Source organism: Vibrio splendidus (assembly GCF_024347615.1).
Taxonomy (GTDB): Bacteria; Pseudomonadota; Gammaproteobacteria; order Enterobacterales; family Vibrionaceae; genus Vibrio; species Vibrio splendidus.
This window is the reverse complement of sequence record NZ_AP025508.1, coordinates 3,561,965-3,581,141: the sequence shown is the minus strand read 5'-3', so window position 1 is coordinate 3,581,141 and position 19,177 is coordinate 3,561,965. Positions and strand designations below refer to the sequence as shown.

17 protein-coding genes are annotated in these 19,177 nt (G+C 45.3%); 11 read left to right on the top strand and 6 right to left on the bottom strand.

Annotation, left to right across the window (positions count from 1 at the left end):
• Positions 1-197: 197 nt before the first annotated feature.
• Complete coding sequence (gene argE, locus OCU90_RS16110; RefSeq protein ID WP_004729680.1) at positions 198-1,334, bottom strand: acetylornithine deacetylase; 1,137 nt, start codon at positions 1,332-1,334, stop codon at positions 198-200.
• Between the two features lie 153 nt (positions 1,335-1,487).
• Between argE and argC the strand changes: the two genes are divergently transcribed.
• The 4 genes from argC to argH all read left to right on the top strand — a co-directional run bounded on the left by argC (position 1,488) and on the right by argH (position 6,840).
• On the top strand, positions 1,488-2,492 hold the full coding sequence (gene argC, locus OCU90_RS16105; protein ID WP_004729679.1) for an N-acetyl-gamma-glutamyl-phosphate reductase: 1,005 nt from the start codon (positions 1,488-1,490) through the stop codon (positions 2,490-2,492).
• 12 nt (positions 2,493-2,504) lie between these two features.
• A complete protein-coding gene (gene argB, locus OCU90_RS16100) occupies positions 2,505-3,293 on the top strand; it encodes an acetylglutamate kinase (protein WP_017083802.1) in 789 nt (262 codons plus the stop codon).
• A gap of 113 nt (positions 3,294-3,406) precedes the next feature.
• Entirely contained in the window at positions 3,407-4,618 is a 1,212-nt protein-coding gene (locus OCU90_RS16095; RefSeq protein WP_061023584.1) for an argininosuccinate synthase, read from the top strand.
• A gap of 347 nt (positions 4,619-4,965) precedes the next feature.
• Positions 4,966-6,840 carry an argininosuccinate lyase gene (argH, locus tag OCU90_RS16090; protein WP_004729676.1) on the top strand — a complete coding sequence of 625 codons (1,875 nt, stop codon included), beginning with the start codon at positions 4,966-4,968 and terminating at the stop codon, positions 6,838-6,840.
• A gap of 261 nt (positions 6,841-7,101) precedes the next feature.
• On the opposite strand, the gene OCU90_RS16085 is transcribed toward argH, so the two are convergent.
• On the bottom strand, positions 7,102-7,350 hold the full coding sequence (locus OCU90_RS16085) for a DUF3624 domain-containing protein (protein ID WP_026012359.1): 249 nt from the start codon (positions 7,348-7,350) through the stop codon (positions 7,102-7,104).
• Positions 7,351-7,437: 87 nt separating this feature from the next.
• On the opposite strand from OCU90_RS16085, the gene OCU90_RS16080 reads away from it, so the two are divergent.
• Positions 7,438-7,785 carry a RidA family protein gene (locus OCU90_RS16080; protein ID WP_004729674.1) on the top strand — a complete coding sequence of 116 codons (348 nt, stop codon included), beginning with the start codon at positions 7,438-7,440 and terminating at the stop codon, positions 7,783-7,785.
• Positions 7,786-8,057: 272 nt separating this feature from the next.
• On the opposite strand, the gene OCU90_RS16075 is transcribed toward OCU90_RS16080, so the two are convergent.
• From OCU90_RS16075 to OCU90_RS16065, 3 genes are all read right to left on the bottom strand, one after another.
• Positions 8,058-9,524 (bottom strand): dihydrolipoyl dehydrogenase, encoded by a 1,467-nt coding sequence (locus OCU90_RS16075; protein WP_061023580.1) that lies wholly within the window; start codon positions 9,522-9,524, stop codon positions 8,058-8,060.
• Positions 9,525-9,848: 324 nt separating this feature from the next.
• The gene (locus tag OCU90_RS16070; protein ID WP_017073712.1) at positions 9,849-10,577 is read right to left on the bottom strand and encodes a glutathione peroxidase; all 729 of its coding nucleotides are present in this window, start codon (positions 10,575-10,577) and stop codon (positions 9,849-9,851) included.
• Between the two features lie 43 nt (positions 10,578-10,620).
• Complete coding sequence (locus tag OCU90_RS16065) at positions 10,621-10,800, bottom strand: hypothetical protein (protein WP_017077611.1); 180 nt, start codon at positions 10,798-10,800, stop codon at positions 10,621-10,623.
• On the opposite strand from OCU90_RS16065, the gene oxyR reads away from it, so the two are divergent.
• Complete coding sequence (gene oxyR / locus OCU90_RS16060) at positions 10,799-11,692, top strand: DNA-binding transcriptional regulator OxyR (protein WP_017080198.1); 894 nt, start codon at positions 10,799-10,801, stop codon at positions 11,690-11,692. The two genes, OCU90_RS16065 and oxyR, sit on opposite strands and share 2 nt — an antisense overlap.
• Positions 11,693-11,804: 112 nt before the next feature.
• Here the strand turns inward: oxyR and OCU90_RS16055 are convergent, their stop codons facing one another.
• On the bottom strand, positions 11,805-14,363 hold the full coding sequence (locus OCU90_RS16055) for a penicillin-binding protein 1A (RefSeq protein WP_061023578.1): 2,559 nt from the start codon (positions 14,361-14,363) through the stop codon (positions 11,805-11,807).
• Between the two features lie 151 nt (positions 14,364-14,514).
• Here OCU90_RS16055 and pilM point away from each other — a divergent pair, with 151 nt between their 5' ends.
• The 5 genes from pilM to OCU90_RS16030 are packed head-to-tail and all read left to right on the top strand — an operon-like array spanning position 14,515 to position 19,019.
• Positions 14,515-15,540, top strand: coding sequence for a type IV pilus assembly protein PilM (pilM, locus tag OCU90_RS16050; RefSeq protein WP_061023576.1), 1,026 nt, complete (start codon positions 14,515-14,517; stop codon positions 15,538-15,540).
• Positions 15,524-16,138 carry a PilN domain-containing protein gene (locus tag OCU90_RS16045; RefSeq protein WP_061023574.1) on the top strand — a complete coding sequence of 205 codons (615 nt, stop codon included), beginning with the start codon at positions 15,524-15,526 and terminating at the stop codon, positions 16,136-16,138. Before pilM ends, OCU90_RS16045 begins: the two co-directional genes overlap by 17 nt.
• Positions 16,131-16,760, top strand: coding sequence for a type IV pilus inner membrane component PilO (locus OCU90_RS16040; RefSeq protein WP_061023572.1), 630 nt, complete (start codon positions 16,131-16,133; stop codon positions 16,758-16,760). The genes OCU90_RS16045 and OCU90_RS16040 overlap by 8 nt, the downstream gene beginning before the upstream one ends.
• Entirely contained in the window at positions 16,744-17,265 is a 522-nt protein-coding gene (locus OCU90_RS16035) for a pilus assembly protein PilP (RefSeq protein ID WP_372320604.1), read from the top strand. The genes OCU90_RS16040 and OCU90_RS16035 overlap by 17 nt, the downstream gene beginning before the upstream one ends.
• Before the next feature lie 35 nt (positions 17,266-17,300).
• On the top strand, positions 17,301-19,019 hold the full coding sequence (locus tag OCU90_RS16030) for a type IV pilus secretin PilQ (RefSeq protein ID WP_061023567.1): 1,719 nt from the start codon (positions 17,301-17,303) through the stop codon (positions 19,017-19,019).
• Positions 19,020-19,177 lie beyond the last annotated feature (158 nt).

Genomic DNA, 19,177 nt, shown 5'->3' with positions numbered 1-19,177 from the left:
GAAAAGTGCTGTATCTAGTCAAATAAAGCATTCTAAGTTTGCAATTATTAGGTTTAAAAATGCGGGAGAAGTAAATTTTTCAAAACTTAGAGAAAAAGTGAAATTTAATTACAAGATCAGGCTGTGTCAGGGATAACAGAATAAAAGCCACCTTTTTGGGTGGCTTATATACGAAAATATTGGAAGGGAAGTAATAACTAGAAACAATATTTACGGATCGATTTACTCAGAACATCAATTGTTGGGTCAATAAAATCGAAGCTTAAGAACTCATCCGGTTGGTGAGCTTGGTCAATTGAGCCTGGACCTAACACCAAGGTTGGACATAACTCTTGAAGGAAAGGTGCTTCAGTACAGTAGTTCACGGTTTGCGATTCAATTTCACAAACTGATTCCATGCCACCAATAAATGGATGGTCGTGCTGGCACTCATAACCCGGGATTGGCTCATGCAGGGGAGTAATCTCAATTCTGCCCGGCCATTTTGCTTCTACTTCTTTAAGCGCGCTACGCAGCATGTTATCCAAGCCATCTAAGCTAATGCCCGGTAAAGGACGAACATCATAGTGCAGCTCACAACACCCACAGATACGGTTGGCGCTGTCGCCACCGTGGATATGACCAAGGTTTAGGGTCGGGCTTGGAATTGCAAAACCCGGGTGGTGGTACTCCTTGACTAGCTTGTCACGCAGCTGCATTAAAGCAAACAGCACTTCATGCATGATCTCGATGGCGTTGACGCCTAATGCCGGATCAGAAGAGTGGCCTGACTTACCCGTTACTCGCACAGCATTAGCGACATGGCCTTTATGACCACGAATCGGCACGAGGCTGGTTGGCTCACCAATGATGCAGTAGTCCGGTTTAAATGGCGCATTCTCAGTGAAATGACGTGCACCCAACATAGTGGTTTCTTCGTCACAGGTTGCTAATACATAGAGCGGCTTGGTCTGTTTGCTCCAATCCATCTTCTTCGCGGCTTCATAAACGAAAGCGAAAAAGCCTTTCATATCGGCGGTGCCTAATCCGTAGAAGCGGTTGTTGTGTTCTGTTAGTGCGTGAGGATCGAAATTCCAACGTCCTTCATCGAATGGCACCGTATCGCTGTGTCCTGCAAGCAATAAGCCCCCTTCGCCAGAACCCATCTTTGCGACCATATTATGCTTGCCGGGTTCGACCTCTACCACCTCAACACTAAAGCCTACGTCTTTAAACCATTGAGCCATTTTTTCGATCACTTTCTCGTTGCCATGATCCCAGCTTGGATCGGTGGAGCTAATGGAGTCGGTGGAAATTAGGCCTTTATAGACCTCAAGAAAACTCGGTAATTGCATAATAACTTCACTTCTACTATTGACAGGAAAACCATAAGTCGGTAAAACACATATTAAATCATATTTAATGCATAAGAAATCAAATAAAGCTAAAAATTAAGTATGAATAGTCAAATTTGAAATGTAACTTACCTCAAGAATGGATGTGTTGAGATGTTGAAAACCACGATCATTGGCGCAAGCGGCTACACAGGAGCAGAACTGGCTCTAATGATAAACAGACACCCTGAGCTCACGCTATCAGGTTTATATGTCTCAGCCAATAGTGTAGACGCAGGCAAACCTATCGCTGCACTGCACGGTAAGTTAGCTGGCCTGATTGATATGCCAGTGCAACCTTTAACAAATCCGGAAGAAGTGGCTAAACAGTCTGATGTGGTTTTCTTAGCCACTGCACACGAGGTGAGTCACGACCTAGCGCCAATCTTCCTTGAGAACGATTGCCAAGTGTTCGACCTATCGGGTGCATTCAGAGTTAAAGGCGAAAACTTCTATCAAGAGTTTTACGGTTTTGAACATCAACACGAACAATGGCTAGACAAAGCGGCTTACGGTTTAGCTGAATGGAACGAACAAGAAATCAAAGAGGCTCAGCTTGTTGCAGTCGCGGGTTGTTACCCAACCGCATCACAGCTGGCGATTAAGCCTTTAGTTGAAGCGAAGTTACTGGATGAGAATCAATGGCCAGTGATTAACGCGACCAGTGGTGTCACTGGAGCAGGCCGCAAGGCGAGTATGGTCAACAGCTTCTGCGAAGTAAGCCTGCAAGCTTATGGTGTATTCAACCACCGTCATCAACCTGAAATGGCTGCACATCTAGGATGTGATGTGATTTTCACCCCGCACCTAGGCAACTTTAAGCGTGGCATTTTAGCGACCATTACCATGAAACTGGCTGACGGTGTGACAGAACAACAGATACAAGAGGCCTTCGAGCAAGCTTATCAAGGTAAACCAGCTGTGAGATTACTCGAAGAGACCTTGCCAAGAATTCAAGATGTAGAACAAACACCTTTCTGCGATTTAGGTTGGAAGGTACAAGGTCAGCACATCATCGTTGTTTCAGCGATTGATAACTTATTAAAGGGTGCATCTAGTCAAGCGATGCAGTGTTTAAATTTACGTTATGGTTTTGCGCCATTAACTGCGTTAGTGTAAGGAAATCTAGATATGAGCCTTAATAATCAACCATTAATCATAAAGTTAGGTGGCGCTGCGCTATCTTGTGGTGAAACACTTAGCAAGTTATTTGGTGCTATCTCTGCTTACCAACAACAGGCACAACGACCAATCGTGATTGTTCACGGCGGTGGTTACCTTGTTGATGATTTGATGAATAAGTTGAACCTTGAAACCATTAAGAAAGAAGGGCTACGTGTTACTCCTTATGATCAGATTCCTGTGATCGCTGGTGCACTAGCGGGCACGGCCAACAAATTGCTTCAAGGTCAGGCGATTAAAGACGGCATCAACGCCGTTGGTTTGAGCCTAGCTGATGGTGGTCTATGTAAAGTCAGCGAGCTGAACCCTGAATTAGGTGCAGTAGGTAAAGCGGAGCCGGGCGACTCAACCGTCCTGCAAGCGATTCTTAATGCTGGCGCACTGCCAATCATTAGCTCGATTGGTTTGACTGAGCAAGGCCAACTGATGAACGTCAATGCAGACCAAGCTGCTGTAGCTGTAGCTGGCGCGCTTGATGCTGAACTGGTACTGCTTTCTGATGTCAGTGGTGTATTGGATGGTAAAGGCCACCTGATTCCAAGCCTTAATCAGCAACAAGCCGATGACCTTATTAAAGGTAAAGTGATTACCGATGGCATGATCGTGAAAGTACAAGCTGCACTAGAAGCGGCTAATGACCTAGGACGACCAATTGAAGTTGCAACCTGGCGATACCCAGACAAGCTGACACAACTTTTTGCAGGTAAGAGCATAGGAACACAGTTTTTACCTCAGTAGACCTCACTACGAGTGACTACTAAAGAATTTAGATAAACAGATTAAACATATAATTATTAAAGTGATTTCCAACGCTGACCGCCATGTGCAGTATGGAAACTAGGAGAAAGAAAATGAGCAAAGTTAACGTAAAGAAAGTTGTAGTAGCCTACTCTGGCGGTCTAGATACATCAGTAATCATCCCATGGTTGAAAGAGAACTATGACTGCGAAGTTATCGCATTTGTTGCTGATGTAGGCCAAGGCGATGAAGAGCTGATTGGCATTGAAGAGAAAGCCAAAGCATCTGGTGCTTCTGAGTGTTACATCGCTGACCTTAAAGAAGAGATGGTTGCTGACTACATCTACCCAACGCTAAAAACAGGCGCTTACTACGAAGGTAAATACCTACTAGGTACTTCAATGGCTCGTCCAATCATTGCGAAAGCTCAGGTTGAAGTTGCACGTAAAGTAGGTGCAGACGCTCTATGTCACGGTTGTACAGGTAAGGGTAATGACCAAGTTCGTTTTGAAGGTGCATTTGCTGCACTAGCACCAGACCTACACGTAATTGCACCTTGGCGTGAATGGGATCTAGTAAGCCGTGAAGAGTGTCTAGACTACCTAGCTGAGCGTAACATCCCTTGTACGGCTTCTCTTACCAAGATTTACTCGCGTGATGCAAACGCATGGCATATCTCTACAGAAGGTGGTGTTCTAGAAAACACATGGAACGCACCTGATGAAGATTGCTGGGCTTGGACTGTAGACCCAGAGCAAGCGCCAAACGAATCTGAAACAGTGACGCTTAAAGTTGAAAAAGGTGAAGTGGTAGCGGTTGATGGCGAAACAATGACGCCATACAACGCGCTGGTTTACCTAAACAAGAAGGGTGCTAAACACGGTGTTGGTCGTATCGATATCGTAGAGAACCGTCTTGTTGGTATGAAGTCTCGTGGTTGTTACGAAACTCCAGGTGGCACAATCATGATGGAAGCACTACGTGCAGTAGAGCAATTGGTTCTTGATAAAGCGGCATTCGAATTCCGTGAAGAGCTGGGTGTTAAAGCTTCTCACCTTGTGTACGATGGCCGTTGGTTCACTCCGCTATGTAAGTCAATTCTTGCAGCAACAGATGAGCTAGCACAAGACGTGAATGGTGAAGTGGTTATCAAACTTTACAAAGGCCATGCAACGGTGACTCAGAAGCGTTCTGACAACAGCCTGTACTCAGAAGAGTTTGCAACCTTTGGCGAAGATGAAGTTTACGACCAAAGCCACGCTGAAGGCTTCATCCGTCTTTACTCGCTATCAAGCCGTATCCGTGCTCTGAATAGCCAAAAGTAATCCGAACAATGAGTTAGTGAGTTAGCCTTTAGCGAAAGGTTGAAGGCCAGTAAACAGACATCATTATGCAAAGCCCATTTACTATTGATTAGTGAGTGGGCTTTTTGCTTTCTGTTTGTTTAATAAATCAGCTTCGGTTTTTACTGTCGAATGGCATATAATTCGCGCTCCACGCTGAAAATAATCAATGGAATGAACTTATGGTGAATAAATATGTGAAAATAATGAATTAATACTTTATTTTCATTTTGAATTGCCGTAAGTTTAAACCATCAGAAAAATACTGAATCTTAATCAGAATTATCATTTGCAAAAACAGTGAGCACTGTGCAATTAGGAGATACACAATGGCATTATGGGGCGGTAGATTTACCCAAGCAGCAGACACCCGGTTCAAAGATTTTAACGATTCTCTTCGTTTTGATTACCGATTGGCTGAGCAAGACATTGTGGGCTCTATTGCCTGGTCAAAGGCTCTACAATCGGTCAACGTTCTAACAGAAGAAGAACAGCAAAGACTAGAGCTTGCACTGAACGAGCTAAAACTTGAAGTGATGGAAGATCCTGAACAGATCTTACGTTCTGATGCAGAAGATATTCACAGCTGGGTTGAGCAACAACTTATCGGTAAAGTCGGTGATTTGGGCAAAAAACTGCACACTGGCCGTTCTCGTAATGACCAAGTGGCGACCGACCTTAAACTATGGTGTCGTCAACAAGGTAACCAACTGCTACTCGCGCTTGATCGTCTGCAAAGCCAAATGGTGAATGTTGCTTCTCAGCATCAAGAAACCGTGCTTCCTGGCTACACTCACTTGCAACGTGCTCAGCCGGTAACTTTTGCTCACTGGTGTTTGGCTTACGTAGAAATGCTTGAGCGTGATTACTCACGTTTGAATGATGCTATTAAGCGTCTAGATACATGTCCGCTGGGTTCTGGTGCCCTTGCAGGAACTGCTTACCCGATGGACCGTGAAGAGTTAGCTCACAACTTAGGTTTCCGTCGTGCAACGCGCAACTCTCTAGATTCAGTTTCTGACCGTGATCATGTGATGGAGCTGATGTCGATCGCTTCTATTTCAATGCTTCACCTTTCACGTCTTGCAGAAGATATGATTTTCTACAACTCAGGTGAATCGAACTTCATCGAGTTAGCGGATACCGTGACGTCAGGTTCATCTCTGATGCCACAAAAGAAAAACCCGGATGCGCTCGAACTTATCCGTGGCAAAACTGGCCGTGTTTATGGTTCATTAGCCGCAATGATGATGACAGTGAAAGCCCTGCCTTTGGCGTACAACAAAGACATGCAAGAAGATAAAGAAGGTCTGTTCGACGCTTTAGACACTTGGAATGATTGTATGGAAATGGCTGCTCTTTGTTTTGACGGCATTAAAGTGAACGGCGAACGTACACTTGAAGCGGCGAAACAAGGTTATGCAAACTCAACAGAACTGGCTGATTACCTAGTAGCGAAAGGCATTCCTTTCCGTGAAGCTCACCATATTGTTGGTGTGACGGTAGTGGCGGCGATTGCTAAAGGTTGCGCATTAGAAGAGTTAACCATCGCAGAGATGAAAGAGTTCTCTGAGGTGATTGAAGAGGATGTGTATGACATCCTGACTATTGAATCGTGTCTCGAAAAACGTAGCGCGCTAGGCGGTGTATCACCACAGCAAGTGGCTTACGCGGTTGACCAAGCTGAGAAGCGTTTATCACAGCGTGACACTTCCATCGTCAAGGTTCGTCCTGCTCGTCTGACGGATATTGAAGCGTTGGAAGGCATGGTGGCCTACTGGGCGAACATGGGTGAAAACCTACCTCGTTCTCGTAATGAACTGGTGCGTGATATTGGCTCGTTTGCTGTCGCAGAACATCATGGTGAGGTGACAGGTTGTGCATCACTCTATGTGTATGACTCTGGTTTAGCGGAAATTCGCTCGCTCGGTGTTGAGGCTGGGTGGCAAGGTCAAGGGCAGGGTACAGCGATTGTGCAGCACTTGGTTGATAAAGCACGACAAATGGCCATTAAGAAGGTGTTTGTACTGACTCGTACTCCAGAGTTCTTTATGAAGCATGACTTCTTACCGACATCAAAATCTCTGCTGCCAGAGAAGGTGCTGAAAGATTGTGACCAGTGTCCTCGTCAACACGCGTGTGATGAAGTGGCCTTGGAAGTGAACTTGGTAGAGCAGATCATCGCTAAGGTTAATGTTGCATAAAGCATTGATTTTATAGTCCCTAAAAAAAAGATCAAAAAATTGATCTTTTTTGGGAACAAATTAAGAAAAGTCCGGTCTATTAAAGTACCACTGCTTTTTCTTAGAATTTTCTAAGAAAGCCCTAGAATCGATTGGTTCTGGGGCTTTTTTCTATCTGCTGTTTGGGAAATGATGATGGCTTGCTAAGTCGGGTCATTTAATTGGGCATCTAGTCTTTATCGCTTATCTAGCCTTTATCACTTATCTAGCAACGTCTCTCTGTTAGCGCTTTTTGTTCCTTAAAGGCAGCACGACAAATTTCATTATCCCATGTAACGACAGCAAGCCACTGAATGCGAAAGCGGCCATCATCAAAGCGATGGCATTGATGGTTTTTGGGTCTTCTTTGAAAAACAACCACCATGCTCCCCAACTTAAAATCGACAACACCATCAGCTGATTCATGCAGCGCTGGCAGCGGCCGAGTTTGTTACGGATTTTTTCACTTTTATTGCAATGAATGCATGTCATCTTGGGTTTGATTCGCGTTATGCTTGTTGCCTTGATAATAACACGTCACAAGATATTGGATCACGGTGACACAGAGAGAGAAAGTCGATGATTGAGCGCCAAGAAACCAAACAACGCATGAGCCGTATTGTTAAACACAACGGCACTATCTACCTATGTGGCCAAGTGTGTGCTGATGCAACAAAAGACATCACTGAGCAAACACAAACGATGCTGGATAAAGTGGAAGCCCTACTTGAGCAAGCGGGTAGCGACAAAGAACATATGCTGTCAGCAACGATTTACTTGAAAGACATGAAAGATTTCCAAGAAATGAATGCAGTTTGGGATGCATGGGTTCCAGAAGGTCACGCTCCAGCTCGCGCATGTGTGACTGGCGACATGGCTCGTGAAGCACTACTTGTTGAGATCTCTGTGATTGCTGCTGAGAAGTAATAGCTAAGCCTTTAGCGACAAGCAATGGCTTCAAGAGATTCCAGATACCTCGTCCCTTGGTTCTGGAATGACGGTTAAGTTTTGGTTTAACTGATGCGTCACTTTGGTCTGCTTCAGCTTAGGTGGGTTTTGAAAATCACCGTCATTCCCGAAAGCGACGAAGGAGCGTAATCAGGAATCTATAATTTGCTCGTGGCCAAAAACAAAAAGGAAAGCCAATGGCTTTCCTTTTTAGTATCTAGCGTTTGCTCATTGCTAACGATAGCCTGAGATTAACAACCAGGGCCACAATCTAGACAGTGTTTCACCATCTCTGGACCAAGGTGCAGTTTCGCGTTGAGGTCACGTAGCGCTGTTCGTACACCTTCTTCAATTACTGGGTGGTAAAACGGCATATCTAACATTTCAGAAACCGTCATCTTTTTCTGGTGTGCCCATGCGAGTAAGTGAGCCAAATGTTCTGCGTTTGGTCCCATCATCTCAGCACCAAGGAAACGGCCTGTACCTTGCTCACCGTAAACGTGCAGAATACCTTTATTGCGTAGCATAACTCGTGAACGACCTTGGTTCTCGAAAGACACTTCACCCGTTGCGAAACAACCACATGTGCCTAAGCGGGTTATGATCTCTTTGTATGTTTCACCTACCATCGCGATTTGTGGGTCAGAGAATACCGCAGAGATTTTAGAGCGGCGTAAGCCTGCGCGAATTTCAGGGAAGCGACCTGCATTATCCCCCGCAATACGTGCTTGGTCTGCTGCTTCATGTAGCAGAGGCAGTTGGTTGCTTGCATCTCCGGCAATAAATACCGATGGTAACGATGTTTGTAGCGTGTAGTGGTCGGCGATTGGCACACCACGTTTATCAAGTTCTAGAGAGGTATTCTCTAGGCCAAGCTTATCAGTGTTAGGACGACGGCCTGTTGCTGCCAGCACATACTCAACGATGTTAGTTTCTAGTTCACCTTGCTTATTGATGAACTGGATTTCGACGCGATCTTCACCTGATTCAGTGGTAATGCGCTTCATGCTTTCGATTTTTACGTCAGCATCTAGGTAGAACTCTTCATTGAAGGCTTTATCTGCATACGCCATGATTTCTGGGTCGGTTACTGGGCCAACCTGACCACCCAAACCGAACAGTTTGGTCTTCACACCTAAGCGATGCAGTGACTGACCAAGCTCTAGGCCAATAACGCCCGGGCCAAATACCGCAACCGACTCTGGTAAATCATCCCAGCTGAACACGTCATCGTTAATGATTAGGCGGTCACCAAGTTCATTCCAAACTGCAGGGTATGCAGGGCGAGAGCCGGTCGCGATAACAATACGCTTAGCGGTGACAACCGTGTGGTCATCGATTTGTAGCGTGTTGTCGTCTAAGAACTTTGCGTAGCCAGAGATCTTGTCTTGCTCTGGGATTTCATCAACACCTTCTAAAACAAAACCAACAAAACGGTCACGTTCAAATTTCACTCGGTCCATCACTTCACGGCCGTTAATCACGATATCACCTTGTGGGTGAACGCCAAAAGCCGGAGCTTTCTCGATGTGATGTACACTTTCTGCAGCTGCAATAAGCAGTTTAGATGGCATACAACCAACACGAGCACAGGTTGTACCGTAAGGGCCGCCTTCAATCATCACGACACTGTCAGTGTGTGCTTTTGCAGCGCGGTAAGAACCTAGACCTGCCGTACCGCCCCCGATAACTGCTACATCTACATTGACTTGTTTCATAATAATTTTCTCGCAATGGCTAAATTTAGTGTGAACGAACCCCTCCAACTCTGGTGATTTTTTGAGAGTCAGGATTGTGGGTCAGTTTTGTTATTCTGTTTTATTAGGTTTAGCTTGTGATTCAGCTTTTTGTTACTCACTGCTTCTTGTTACTAACTCTTCTTTTAATTAACTATAGGTTAGTTAAAAGTTAGCGAGTCAGAAGCTGTCTCTTTTTCCAAAGCTCAGATAAGAGTGGTTTGGAATCGCTAACCCACAAGAGGGTGGGTTAGCTGGTATTACTTAGGTTATTTAATTGCTAGGCGTTTATTAGCGACTAAGTGATTAACCTAGGAAAGCTTCTAGTTCTTCGCTACCACCGATGTGCTTACCACCGATGAAGACTTGAGGAACGGTAGTGCGACCAGAGATTGCACGTAGGCTTACTGTTGTTGCGTCTTTACCTAGAACCACTTCTTCGTAGTTCAAACCTTTGTCGATTAGGTTCTGCTTCGCTTTCATACAGAAAGGACAGCCTGGCTTAGTGAATACTGTGATTGACTCTTGCTCTTTGTGTTCAGGAGCAAGGTAGTTAAGCATAGTATCAGCATCAGAAACCTTGAACGGGTCGCCTGGTACGTCTTCTTCGATGAACATTTTTTCTACCACGCCGTTTTTAACCAGCATGCTGTAGCGCCATGAACGTTTGCCAAAGCCGATGTCGTTTTTCTCAACTAGCATACCCATGCCGTCTGTGAAGTCGCCGTTGCCATCTGGGATGAATGTGATTTTCTCAGCTTCTTGGTCTGCTTTCCATGCGTTCATTACGAACGTGTCGTTTACAGAAACACAAAGGATGTCATCAACGCCGTTTTCTTTGAATACAGAGTGCAGCTCGTTGTAACGAGGTAGGTGGCTTGAAGAACATGTTGGTGTAAACGCACCTGGTAGGCTGAATACGATAACTGTCTTGTCTTTGAATAGCTCTTCCGTCGTTACGTTAACCCATGCATCGCCTTGGCGAGTTGGGAATGTTACTTGAGGGATTGATTGACCTTCTTTAGATGCAAACATATTGATTTCCTTAAATAGTATTTTAATTTTGTTCTATCAGAGCTTAACGTTTTTCTTTGCTCTGTTTCGTTTCGTTGAGCCCATTATTAGATAAATCCTTTGATAGCTCTAATCGTTTGATGTTATGGTTTTGATAGGTAAATTCTATCAAGAGCATTTTTCTTTTAAATGTTTCTATTAAACCCCTTGTTCTTATTAAAACCTGAGGTAAGAGACTGAGCATGAACATTCGTGACTTTGAATACTTGGTGGCGCTCGCTGAGCACAAACATTTTCGAAAAGCAGCAGAAGCGTGCTTTGTTAGTCAGCCGACATTGAGCGGTCAAATACGCAAACTGGAAGATGAAATTGGACTTCAGTTAACCGAGCGTAGCCCAAGGAAGGTAATATTTACAGAATCAGGTTTACAACTTGTTGAGCAAGCCAAGCGCATTCTCAACGAGGTAAAGACGTTTAAAGATATGGCAAGTGGACACGGTGAAGCGATGACGGGGCCGATGCATATTGGTTTTATCCCGACCGTTGGCCCGTACATTTTGCCTAAGATCATTCCTTATCTAAAAGAGAGTTTCCCAGACCTTGAGCTTTACCTGCACGAAGCGCAGACACATCAGTTAGTGAGCCAGTTAGAAGATGGCAAGCTTGATTGCTTGGTGTTGGCTGCGGTAGATGAAACGGCGGCGTTCAAAGAGATTGATGTCTATGACGAGCCATTAAGCGTTGCCGTACCGTGTGATCACGAATGGGCACAGCAGGACGCTGTCGATATGCTGCAATTAAATGGACAAACCGTACTTGCACTGGGCGATGGTCACTGCTTACGAGACCAAGCCTTGGGCTTCTGCTTTGCTGCGGGTGCAAAAGATGATGAACGCTTTAAAGCGACTAGCTTAGAAACGCTGCGTAACATGGTAGCGGCAGGGGCGGGTATTACCTTGTTACCTCAGTTATCGGTTCCAAAGGAAAAACAGAAAGATGGCGTGTGTTACGTGCCAGCGGTGAATCCAACACCTTCACGTCGCATTGTTGTTGCCTACCGACCGGGCTCTCCGCTAAAGGGGCGTTTTGAGCAACTGGCTGAGGCTATCCGAACTCAATTGGAAAAAACGGCTTAGCACTCGAGTTTAGAGTGGAGTTCGTTCAGATGTAGATATAAAAAAAGGGTTGATATGAATTCATATCAACCCTTTTTTGTTGGTTCATCTTACTAAGTTCAACAAACCCTAGCTAGAATAGCTCTTCTACTGCTTCGCCTGATGACGTTGAGTAGATGTCATCATTGAAACGTTCAGTGATGTACTCAGTTGGCTCTGTGCCTTTCTCGAAGTACTCGAACATCGATGAGCTATCGAACTTGTTAGTCAGTAAGCCAGTTTCACGGTCGATACGAACACGAACGATGTTCTCCGGAATCTCTTTACGTTGTGCAGGAACGCCCGCTAACGCTGTACCCATGAAGTCAACCCATGCAGGCTCTGCCGTTTTAGCGCCCGCTTCGGCACCGGTAATCTGGCTCTTGCCAAGGTTAGAGTTCGCTTTAGTTCGACCTAGGTTACGGTTGTGGTTATCAAAACCAACCCATACCGTTGCCACCATGCCAGGGCCGTAGCCGCTGTACCATGTATCTTTCGAGTCATTGGTTGTACCGGTTTTACCGCCAATGTCACGACGCTTCAACGGCTGAGCTCGCCAACCTGTACCATTCCAACCTGTGCCAGCACTCCAGTCACCGCCGCCCCAGATGTTGCTGTACATCATTTCGCGAACAAGGAATGCGTTCTGCTCAGAGATGACTTGAGGCGCGTATTGCACTTTGGCATCCACATCTTGCTCTGCAAACTCATCGGCCATTGGGTCTGTGGCAACCTTATGATCGCAATTGTCCTTACAAACCACTTTTGGTGTCGCTTCGAATTCAGTCTCACCAAATGGCGTTTCAATGCGGCTGATGTAGAAAGGTTCAACGTAGTAGCCGCCATTAGCGAATACTGAGTAACCTTGAGCTACCTTCATTGGCGTTAAGCTACCCGCACCTAGAGCAATGGTTTCAGAGCGAGGTACTTCGTCAATATCAAAACCAAAACGAGTTAGGTAGTTACGAGTATCATCTAAGCCAACTTCACGCAGCACACGCACAGCCATTACGTTTTTAGATTGAGCTAAGCCAATACGTAAACGCGTAGGACCCACGTAGGTCGGTGGTGAGTTCTTTGGTCGCCATGCGGTACCTTGGCTCTTATCCCATTGATTGATAGGCGCATCGTTGATCAGTGATGCTAACGTTAGGCCTTTATCAATCGCCGCTGAGTAGATAAATGGTTTGATACCAGAACCCACCTGACGAATAGATTGCGTTGCACGGTTGAATTTGTTGTGAACAAAGTTAAAGCCACCCACCATCGACAGTACAGCGCCGTTGTTCGGGTTCATTGCAACAAAAGCGGTGTTCGCATTGGGAACTTGGCTTAGTCGCCATTCAACAGGTGTTTCAGTGTCCGTCGTTGCTTCTTCTGTTGGCTCTTCAGATACTTCGTCTCCTGTAATTGCTTCATGACGAACCCAAACTTGTTCACCAACAGCAAGAATCTCTTTCGCTTGAGAGGGGGCTGGTCCTTGGCGATTATCCGTTAGGAATTTACGCGCCCAGTTCATGCCTTGCCACTCAATAGTGCCTTCGCCTTGGTTTTTAACCCAAACTTGAGCGCTTTTCGAATCAACCGCGGTAACAACAGCAGGGACTAAGTCACCATAGGTTGGTTGAGACTTAAGGTGTTTAACGATTTGTTCCTGATCCCAAGCTGATTGTGCCGTTTGCCATAATACTTTTTCTGCACCACGGTAGCCGTGACGCTCATCGTAGCCAAGTAGGTTCTTAATCGCCGCTTGGTTCGCTGCCTTTTGCAGTTTTGAATCAACGGTCGTGTAAACCTTCATACCTGATGTGTAAGCGGCTTCGCCATAGCGTTCAACCATCCACGCACGTGCTACTTCAGCAACATACGGCGCGCTCAGTTCAATCTCTGCACCGTGGTATTTCGATATCAATGTCTCGCTACGAGCTTCATCGAACTCTGCTTGAGTGATGTATTTCTCGTCTAACATACGACGTAATACCACGTTACGACGGTGAGTCGCGCGCTCAATCGAATAGATAGGGTTCATCGTGGACGGTGCTTTTGGCATACCCGCCAGCGTAGCAATTTCACTCAGGGTAAGCTCAGGGAGATCTTTACCGAAATAGACACGCGCTGCCGCGCCAAAACCGTACGAGCGGTGACCAAGGAAGATCTTATTTACATAAAGCTCCATGATCTCTTCTTTGCTAAGCAGTTGCTCGATATGGATCGCAATGAAGATCTCTTTGATCTTGCGCATTATCTTTTTCTCATTAGATAAGAAGAAGTTACGCGCAAGCTGCTGAGTAATGGTACTCGCCCCTTGTTTGGCTGAACCCGACATTGCAACGACGAGCGCTGCACGGGTGATACCGATTGGGTCAATACCTGGGTGTTCGTAAAAACGGCTATCTTCGGTGGCAATCAGAGCTTCAACTAAGTGGCGAGGGATCTCGTCATAAGTCACTGGGTTACGACGCTTTTCGCCAAATTGAGAGATCAACTTACCGTCTTGACTGAAGACTTGCATTGGCGTTTGGAGCTTCACATCACGCAAAGTGGCAACATCAGGCAACTCTGGTTTTACGTAATAATAAAACCCAAAAATTGTACTGACTCCAAGAATCATGCAAATCAATGTAAATATGAATAATCGCTTTATGAACTTCACCGGATAATCCCTGATTAGTTAAGGCTGATAAGCAGCAAACCCTTGTACTCTAGGCTAAAAACTTAGCTTTCGTTTATTAACGCTTATTTAACTAATAATCACAACCCCTAGATAATCAACGAAATGCTTGGCACTTCAGGAGCTAGGTCACATGGGTTCATCATTAATTACAGGTATAGATATAAATCATCACAGCATCAAAGCTGTGGTACTAAAACCCGTGGGGGAGTTGTATGCCCTAGTGGGATACAAAGAGCTGCCGATTTCGGACGACATTTTTACAGCTAACCATACTTTGGAGTATCAGAAAACTGTTAAGAAACTTAAAGAACTTAGGAAAGGGCTGCCTTTTGGCTGTTGCAACGTCGCCATTTCAGTACCTGATAACACGGTGATCAGCAAAGTACTGCAAATAGAGAGTGAGTTAGAAGACAGAGAAAAGGAGTTTTCGATCTATCAAACCTTTGCTCATCAATCTCCCTTTCCGATAGAGGAGCTGAGTTTAGATTTTGTAAAGCTGGAAGACAAACGATTTGGTAAAGGTTCGACAAGCAGTTATCAAGTATACGCCACTCGTAAAGAAGTGGTGGATAGCCGAGCGGATGCTTTGACCAAAGCTGGTTTTAAACCTGTGGTGGTAGACACGCAGGCGCATGGGTTGCTTAACATCTGGCAAATGGCATCGCGCCTGTACCCCGAAAAGAAAAATTGGCTGCTGGTGGATGTGGGAATCGACCAAACGTCGTTAGGCATTATTCCACAAGGTTTGGCACCGTTTTATAAAGATATCGCTTTTGGTACCAAAGATCTTCGCAGCAATGGTCCTGCAAGTGATATCGAGAGTGTGTTCGCCACCACTGAAGATACACATCAATTTATTGTTAATTTGATTGAGAAGCTCAAGCGTCAATTACAGCTCTATTCATCAGGAAATGCACAGCAACCTATCTCAGGGATCTGGCTGATGGGTGAGGGCGCCAGCATTCCTATGGTAACCGAAGAGCTAGAACGTCATTTTCAGTTAAGTTGCGAGTCACTGAACCCTTTCTCTCTATTTGAGAATAAGGTGGCGAAGCGACGTCGGTTACCAACGAACTGGCAACATTTCGGTATTGCGGCGGGTATGGCGATGAGTGGACTCAAGTGGCAGGGAGAAAAGCATGTTGCATCAAATTAACCTGCTGCCGTGGCGTGATGAGATTCGCGCTCAGCATAAGAAGCGCTTTATCCATCTGATCATTCTTGGTGTCATCATCGCGCTTGCAGGGCAATGGGCGGTTGGTCACTATTTTTACGACCAACAAGCCAAGCAGCAAGCACGTCTTAGTTACCTCAATCGATATATTGCCGAGCTCGACCGACAGATTCAGTCATTAAAGGTCGCAGAGCAGGAGCATAAAGCGATTTTGACTAGGCTTGATGTAGTCGAATCGCTACAGCTTGGCCGCAATAAGACCACCGACTTTATGAACTTGATGCCGGAGCTGATTCCTGAGGGTGTGTATGTCGACAAGATAAAGATGAATGGTCAGGAGATTGAAATGTCGGGCATTAGCGACAGTACTGCTCGTCTCGCTACGATGTTGGACAACCTCGAGCGTTCAGATTCTGTGGAAGGGGTTGAGATGCACTCTATCGTTCATAACCGCAAGCGCTTCAATAAAGAGTTTCAGACCTTCAAGGTTTCTTTTGTGTTTAGCCCTGTTTCTTTAGAAAACACAACCGTAGAAAGCACAACCGCGAGCAGAAAAGAGAAGGGGGCGCATCATGGCTAACCTTCAAAATAAGATTAGTTGGCAAAACAGGATGAGCTTGCAAGATCTCGATGTTGATGAGATCACCGAATGGCCATTGTTGCCTCAGCTTCTCGTGATTCTGGTGTTGATAGTGTTAATCCAAGGTGTTGGCACTTGGCTTTATGTGCTGCCTTTGGATGATGAGCTACAGCAGATGAAGCGACAAGAGCAGACCTTAAAAGCGACCTTGAGAATAAAGGCCAATAAGGTTGCGGCCTTACCTAAGCTTCAGAGCCAGCTGGATGAGCTAACTAGCCGTTATGACTATCTATTGGAGCAATTGCCCGTTCAAAAAGAGCTCGCCAGTATGTTGGCCTCTGTGAACGAGCTTGGATTGGATAATAAGCTGACATTTACGCGAATTGACTGGGGGCAGAAGCAGAACAAAGAGTTTCTTTATCGTTTACCGCTCAACATCGAGCTGACGGGTGACTACCACGAGATTGGTGATTTCTCTGCGGCTATTGCTAAGCTGCCGCGCATCATCAGCTTTGATGACGTGAATTGGCAGCGAGTCAGTCAAGAAAGTAGCACGCTGCATTTCAGGGTTCGAGCTTATACCTACCAATTTAAATCGGAGGTCAATGATGAAACCCAATAGCGTGTTTTATTCAACATTACTATTGCTTGTGCTCACGGGCTGTAAAGCGAATGAAGATTCGTTAGAAGACTTTGTAGTGCAAGTTGAGGCCAAAGCGAGAAAAGAGGTGGAACAATTGGTTCCTGCGACTGAGTTTTTGGCCGCTACTTATCAGCGCCGAGCCTTTCGTCCTCCGTTTGAACTGCCTAAAGAAGCCATCGTGCAAAATCAGCCTTTAGTTAAGAAAGACTGTTGGCAACCTAGCGCGCGTTCTCGTAATGGGAAATTAGAAAAGTACCCGTTGAATAAGCTTCGTTTAAGAGGCGTCATGGGAAGCGGAACAAGTGTGTTTGGGTTAGTGCAAACACCCAAAGGCAACGTGGTAAACGTCAAAAAAGGCCAGTTTATCGGCTTAAACAATGGCCGAGTTACTAAAGTGACGAGCCAGTACGTTCAGATTAATGAAACTCTTCCAGATGGCTTAGGTTGTTGGCATAAGCGCAACGTTAGACTGGCTCTGAAGTAAACCAATGTCACATGATGTGGATATGAGATGTAAATATGATTAAAGGAATAAGTGGATTAGTGAGCAAGGCTCTACAAGGTTTTGCTGTGTCTGTGATGTTAGTCTTTAGTGTGCTCGGTCACGCCGAGAGCTTACCTAATCAATTGGAGAATATTGATTTTAGGGTAAACAAAGATAAAGACGCCGTCATTATTATTGAGCTGGCAACCAGCACCGCTGTGGTGGATGTTCAACGTGCTCAGGAAGGGTTAAGTATCGAATTACTCAATACTCAAGTTAATGACGATAAGCTTTATCTTTTGGATGTGAAGGATTTCGCGACCCTAGTGGAAGGTATTGAAGTCTATAAAGAGACGCCCAGCACACGACTGTTGGCGACGATCGCTGGTGACTATCAGTATGAATATAACCTAAAAGGTCGTTTCATAGAGGTGGTGATCAGCAAGCCTGTTATCAATGAAGCGACCAAAGAGAAAAGCGTTTTAGAAAAAGAGGGCAAACTGATATCGATTAACTTCCAAGATATCCCGGTACGAAATGTCCTGCAGCTGATTGCTGACTACAACGATTTCAATCTCGTCGTGTCTGACTCGGTAGCTGGTAACCTAACTTTACGTTTAGATGGCGTACCTTGGCAGCAAGTTCTCGACATTATCTTGCAAGTTAAAGGACTAGATAAGCGCGTTGATGGTAATGTTATTTTGGTGGCGCCAAAAGCAGAACTCGATCTTCGAGAGCAACAAGCGTTAGAGAAATCTCGCTTGGAAGAGGAGTTAGGGGAGCTTAAGTCGGAAATCATCAAGATTAATTTTGCTAAAGCCACCGACATTGCCGACATGATTGGCGGTGAAGGTGCGGTGAGCATGTTGTCCGATCGTGGTTCGATCACCATTGATGAACGCACCAATTCCCTATTGATTCGTGAACTGGAAGAAAACATTGCCGTGATACGAGGCATCATTGAATCTTTGGACATCCCCGTGAAGCAAGTCCAGATAGAGGCGCGCATTGTAACCGTTACCGAGGGTAACCTTGATGAGTTAGGGGTGCGTTGGGGTGTTTCTTCCACCAACGGTAGCTTCAAAGTTGGCGGCTCGATAGAGGGCAACCACCCATCGCAAATTACGCCGTATGACGATAATGGTGGGAATAGTGCGATTGACGATTTCCTCAACGTTAATCTAGGGGCGACATCTCCTAATGCATCAAGCATTGCGTTTCAGGTGGCCAAACTGGGTTCAGATACCTTGCTTGATCTTGAATTGTCGGCACTACAACAAGAGTCAAAAGCTGAGATTATTTCCAGCCCACGTTTAATCACTACCAATAAAAAGCCCGCTTATATTGAGCAAGGTACTGAAATTCCTTATTTAGAGTCGTCTTCAAGTGGTGCTACTTCGGTCGCATTTAAGAAAGCGGTGTTGAGTCTTAAGGTGACACCACAAATCACGCCCGACAATCGTTTGGTATTGGATTTAAGCGTGACTCAAGATAGGCCTGGGCAAGTAGTGAAAACCGGAACGGGTGAGGCTGTTGCCATTGATACTCAACGTATAGGGACGCAAGTGCTTGTTAATAATGGTGAAACAGTCGTGCTTGGCGGGATATTTCAGCACAGTGTGAGCAGTACAGTGGACAAAGTTCCTCTGTTAGGAGACCTGCCAGTTTTGGGTGCATTATTCCGTCGTAGCTATGAAAATGTGGGTAAAAGTGAACTACTTATTTTTGTTACACCCAAAGTTGTGATTCAGTAATGAACAATTAGATTAAAAATAAAGTTGCATTAGTGGCACCTAACCTTGATAATTTCGGGTCTTATCACGAATTATCTGTGAGGAATCGGTGCCACGGGCCTTTTAATTTCAGTACTTGTACTGACCTACCTTGTGGCGATGTCATTGAATTAACGTTG

Excerpts from the sequence above, each read along its gene's own strand:
- argE (WP_004729680.1), bottom strand. The coding sequence starts at position 1,334 with ATGCAATTACCGAGTTTTCTTGAGGTCTATAAAGGCCTAATTTCCACC.
- argH (WP_004729676.1), top strand. The coding sequence starts at position 4,966 with ATGGCATTATGGGGCGGTAGATTTACCCAAGCAGCAGACACCCGGTTC.
- OCU90_RS16085 (WP_026012359.1), bottom strand. The coding sequence starts at position 7,350 with ATGACATGCATTCATTGCAATAAAAGTGAAAAAATCCGTAACAAACTC.
- OCU90_RS16095 (WP_061023584.1), top strand. The coding sequence starts at position 3,407 with ATGAGCAAAGTTAACGTAAAGAAAGTTGTAGTAGCCTACTCTGGCGGT.
- OCU90_RS16040 (WP_061023572.1), top strand. The coding sequence starts at position 16,131 with ATGGCTAACCTTCAAAATAAGATTAGTTGGCAAAACAGGATGAGCTTG.
- OCU90_RS16045 (WP_061023574.1), top strand. The coding sequence starts at position 15,524 with ATGTTGCATCAAATTAACCTGCTGCCGTGGCGTGATGAGATTCGCGCT.
- argC (WP_004729679.1), top strand. The coding sequence starts at position 1,488 with ATGTTGAAAACCACGATCATTGGCGCAAGCGGCTACACAGGAGCAGAA.
- OCU90_RS16065 (WP_017077611.1), bottom strand. The coding sequence starts at position 10,800 with ATGCTCAGTCTCTTACCTCAGGTTTTAATAAGAACAAGGGGTTTAATA.
- OCU90_RS16030 (WP_061023567.1), top strand. The coding sequence starts at position 17,301 with ATGATTAAAGGAATAAGTGGATTAGTGAGCAAGGCTCTACAAGGTTTT.
- OCU90_RS16070 (WP_017073712.1), bottom strand. The coding sequence starts at position 10,577 with ATGTTTGCATCTAAAGAAGGTCAATCAATCCCTCAAGTAACATTCCCA.
- argB (WP_017083802.1), top strand. The coding sequence starts at position 2,505 with ATGAGCCTTAATAATCAACCATTAATCATAAAGTTAGGTGGCGCTGCG.
- pilM (WP_061023576.1), top strand. The coding sequence starts at position 14,515 with ATGGGTTCATCATTAATTACAGGTATAGATATAAATCATCACAGCATC.
- oxyR (WP_017080198.1), top strand. The coding sequence starts at position 10,799 with ATGAACATTCGTGACTTTGAATACTTGGTGGCGCTCGCTGAGCACAAA.
- OCU90_RS16075 (WP_061023580.1), bottom strand. The coding sequence starts at position 9,524 with ATGAAACAAGTCAATGTAGATGTAGCAGTTATCGGGGGCGGTACGGCA.
- OCU90_RS16035 (WP_372320604.1), top strand. The coding sequence starts at position 16,744 with ATGATGAAACCCAATAGCGTGTTTTATTCAACATTACTATTGCTTGTG.
- OCU90_RS16080 (WP_004729674.1), top strand. The coding sequence starts at position 7,438 with ATGATTGAGCGCCAAGAAACCAAACAACGCATGAGCCGTATTGTTAAA.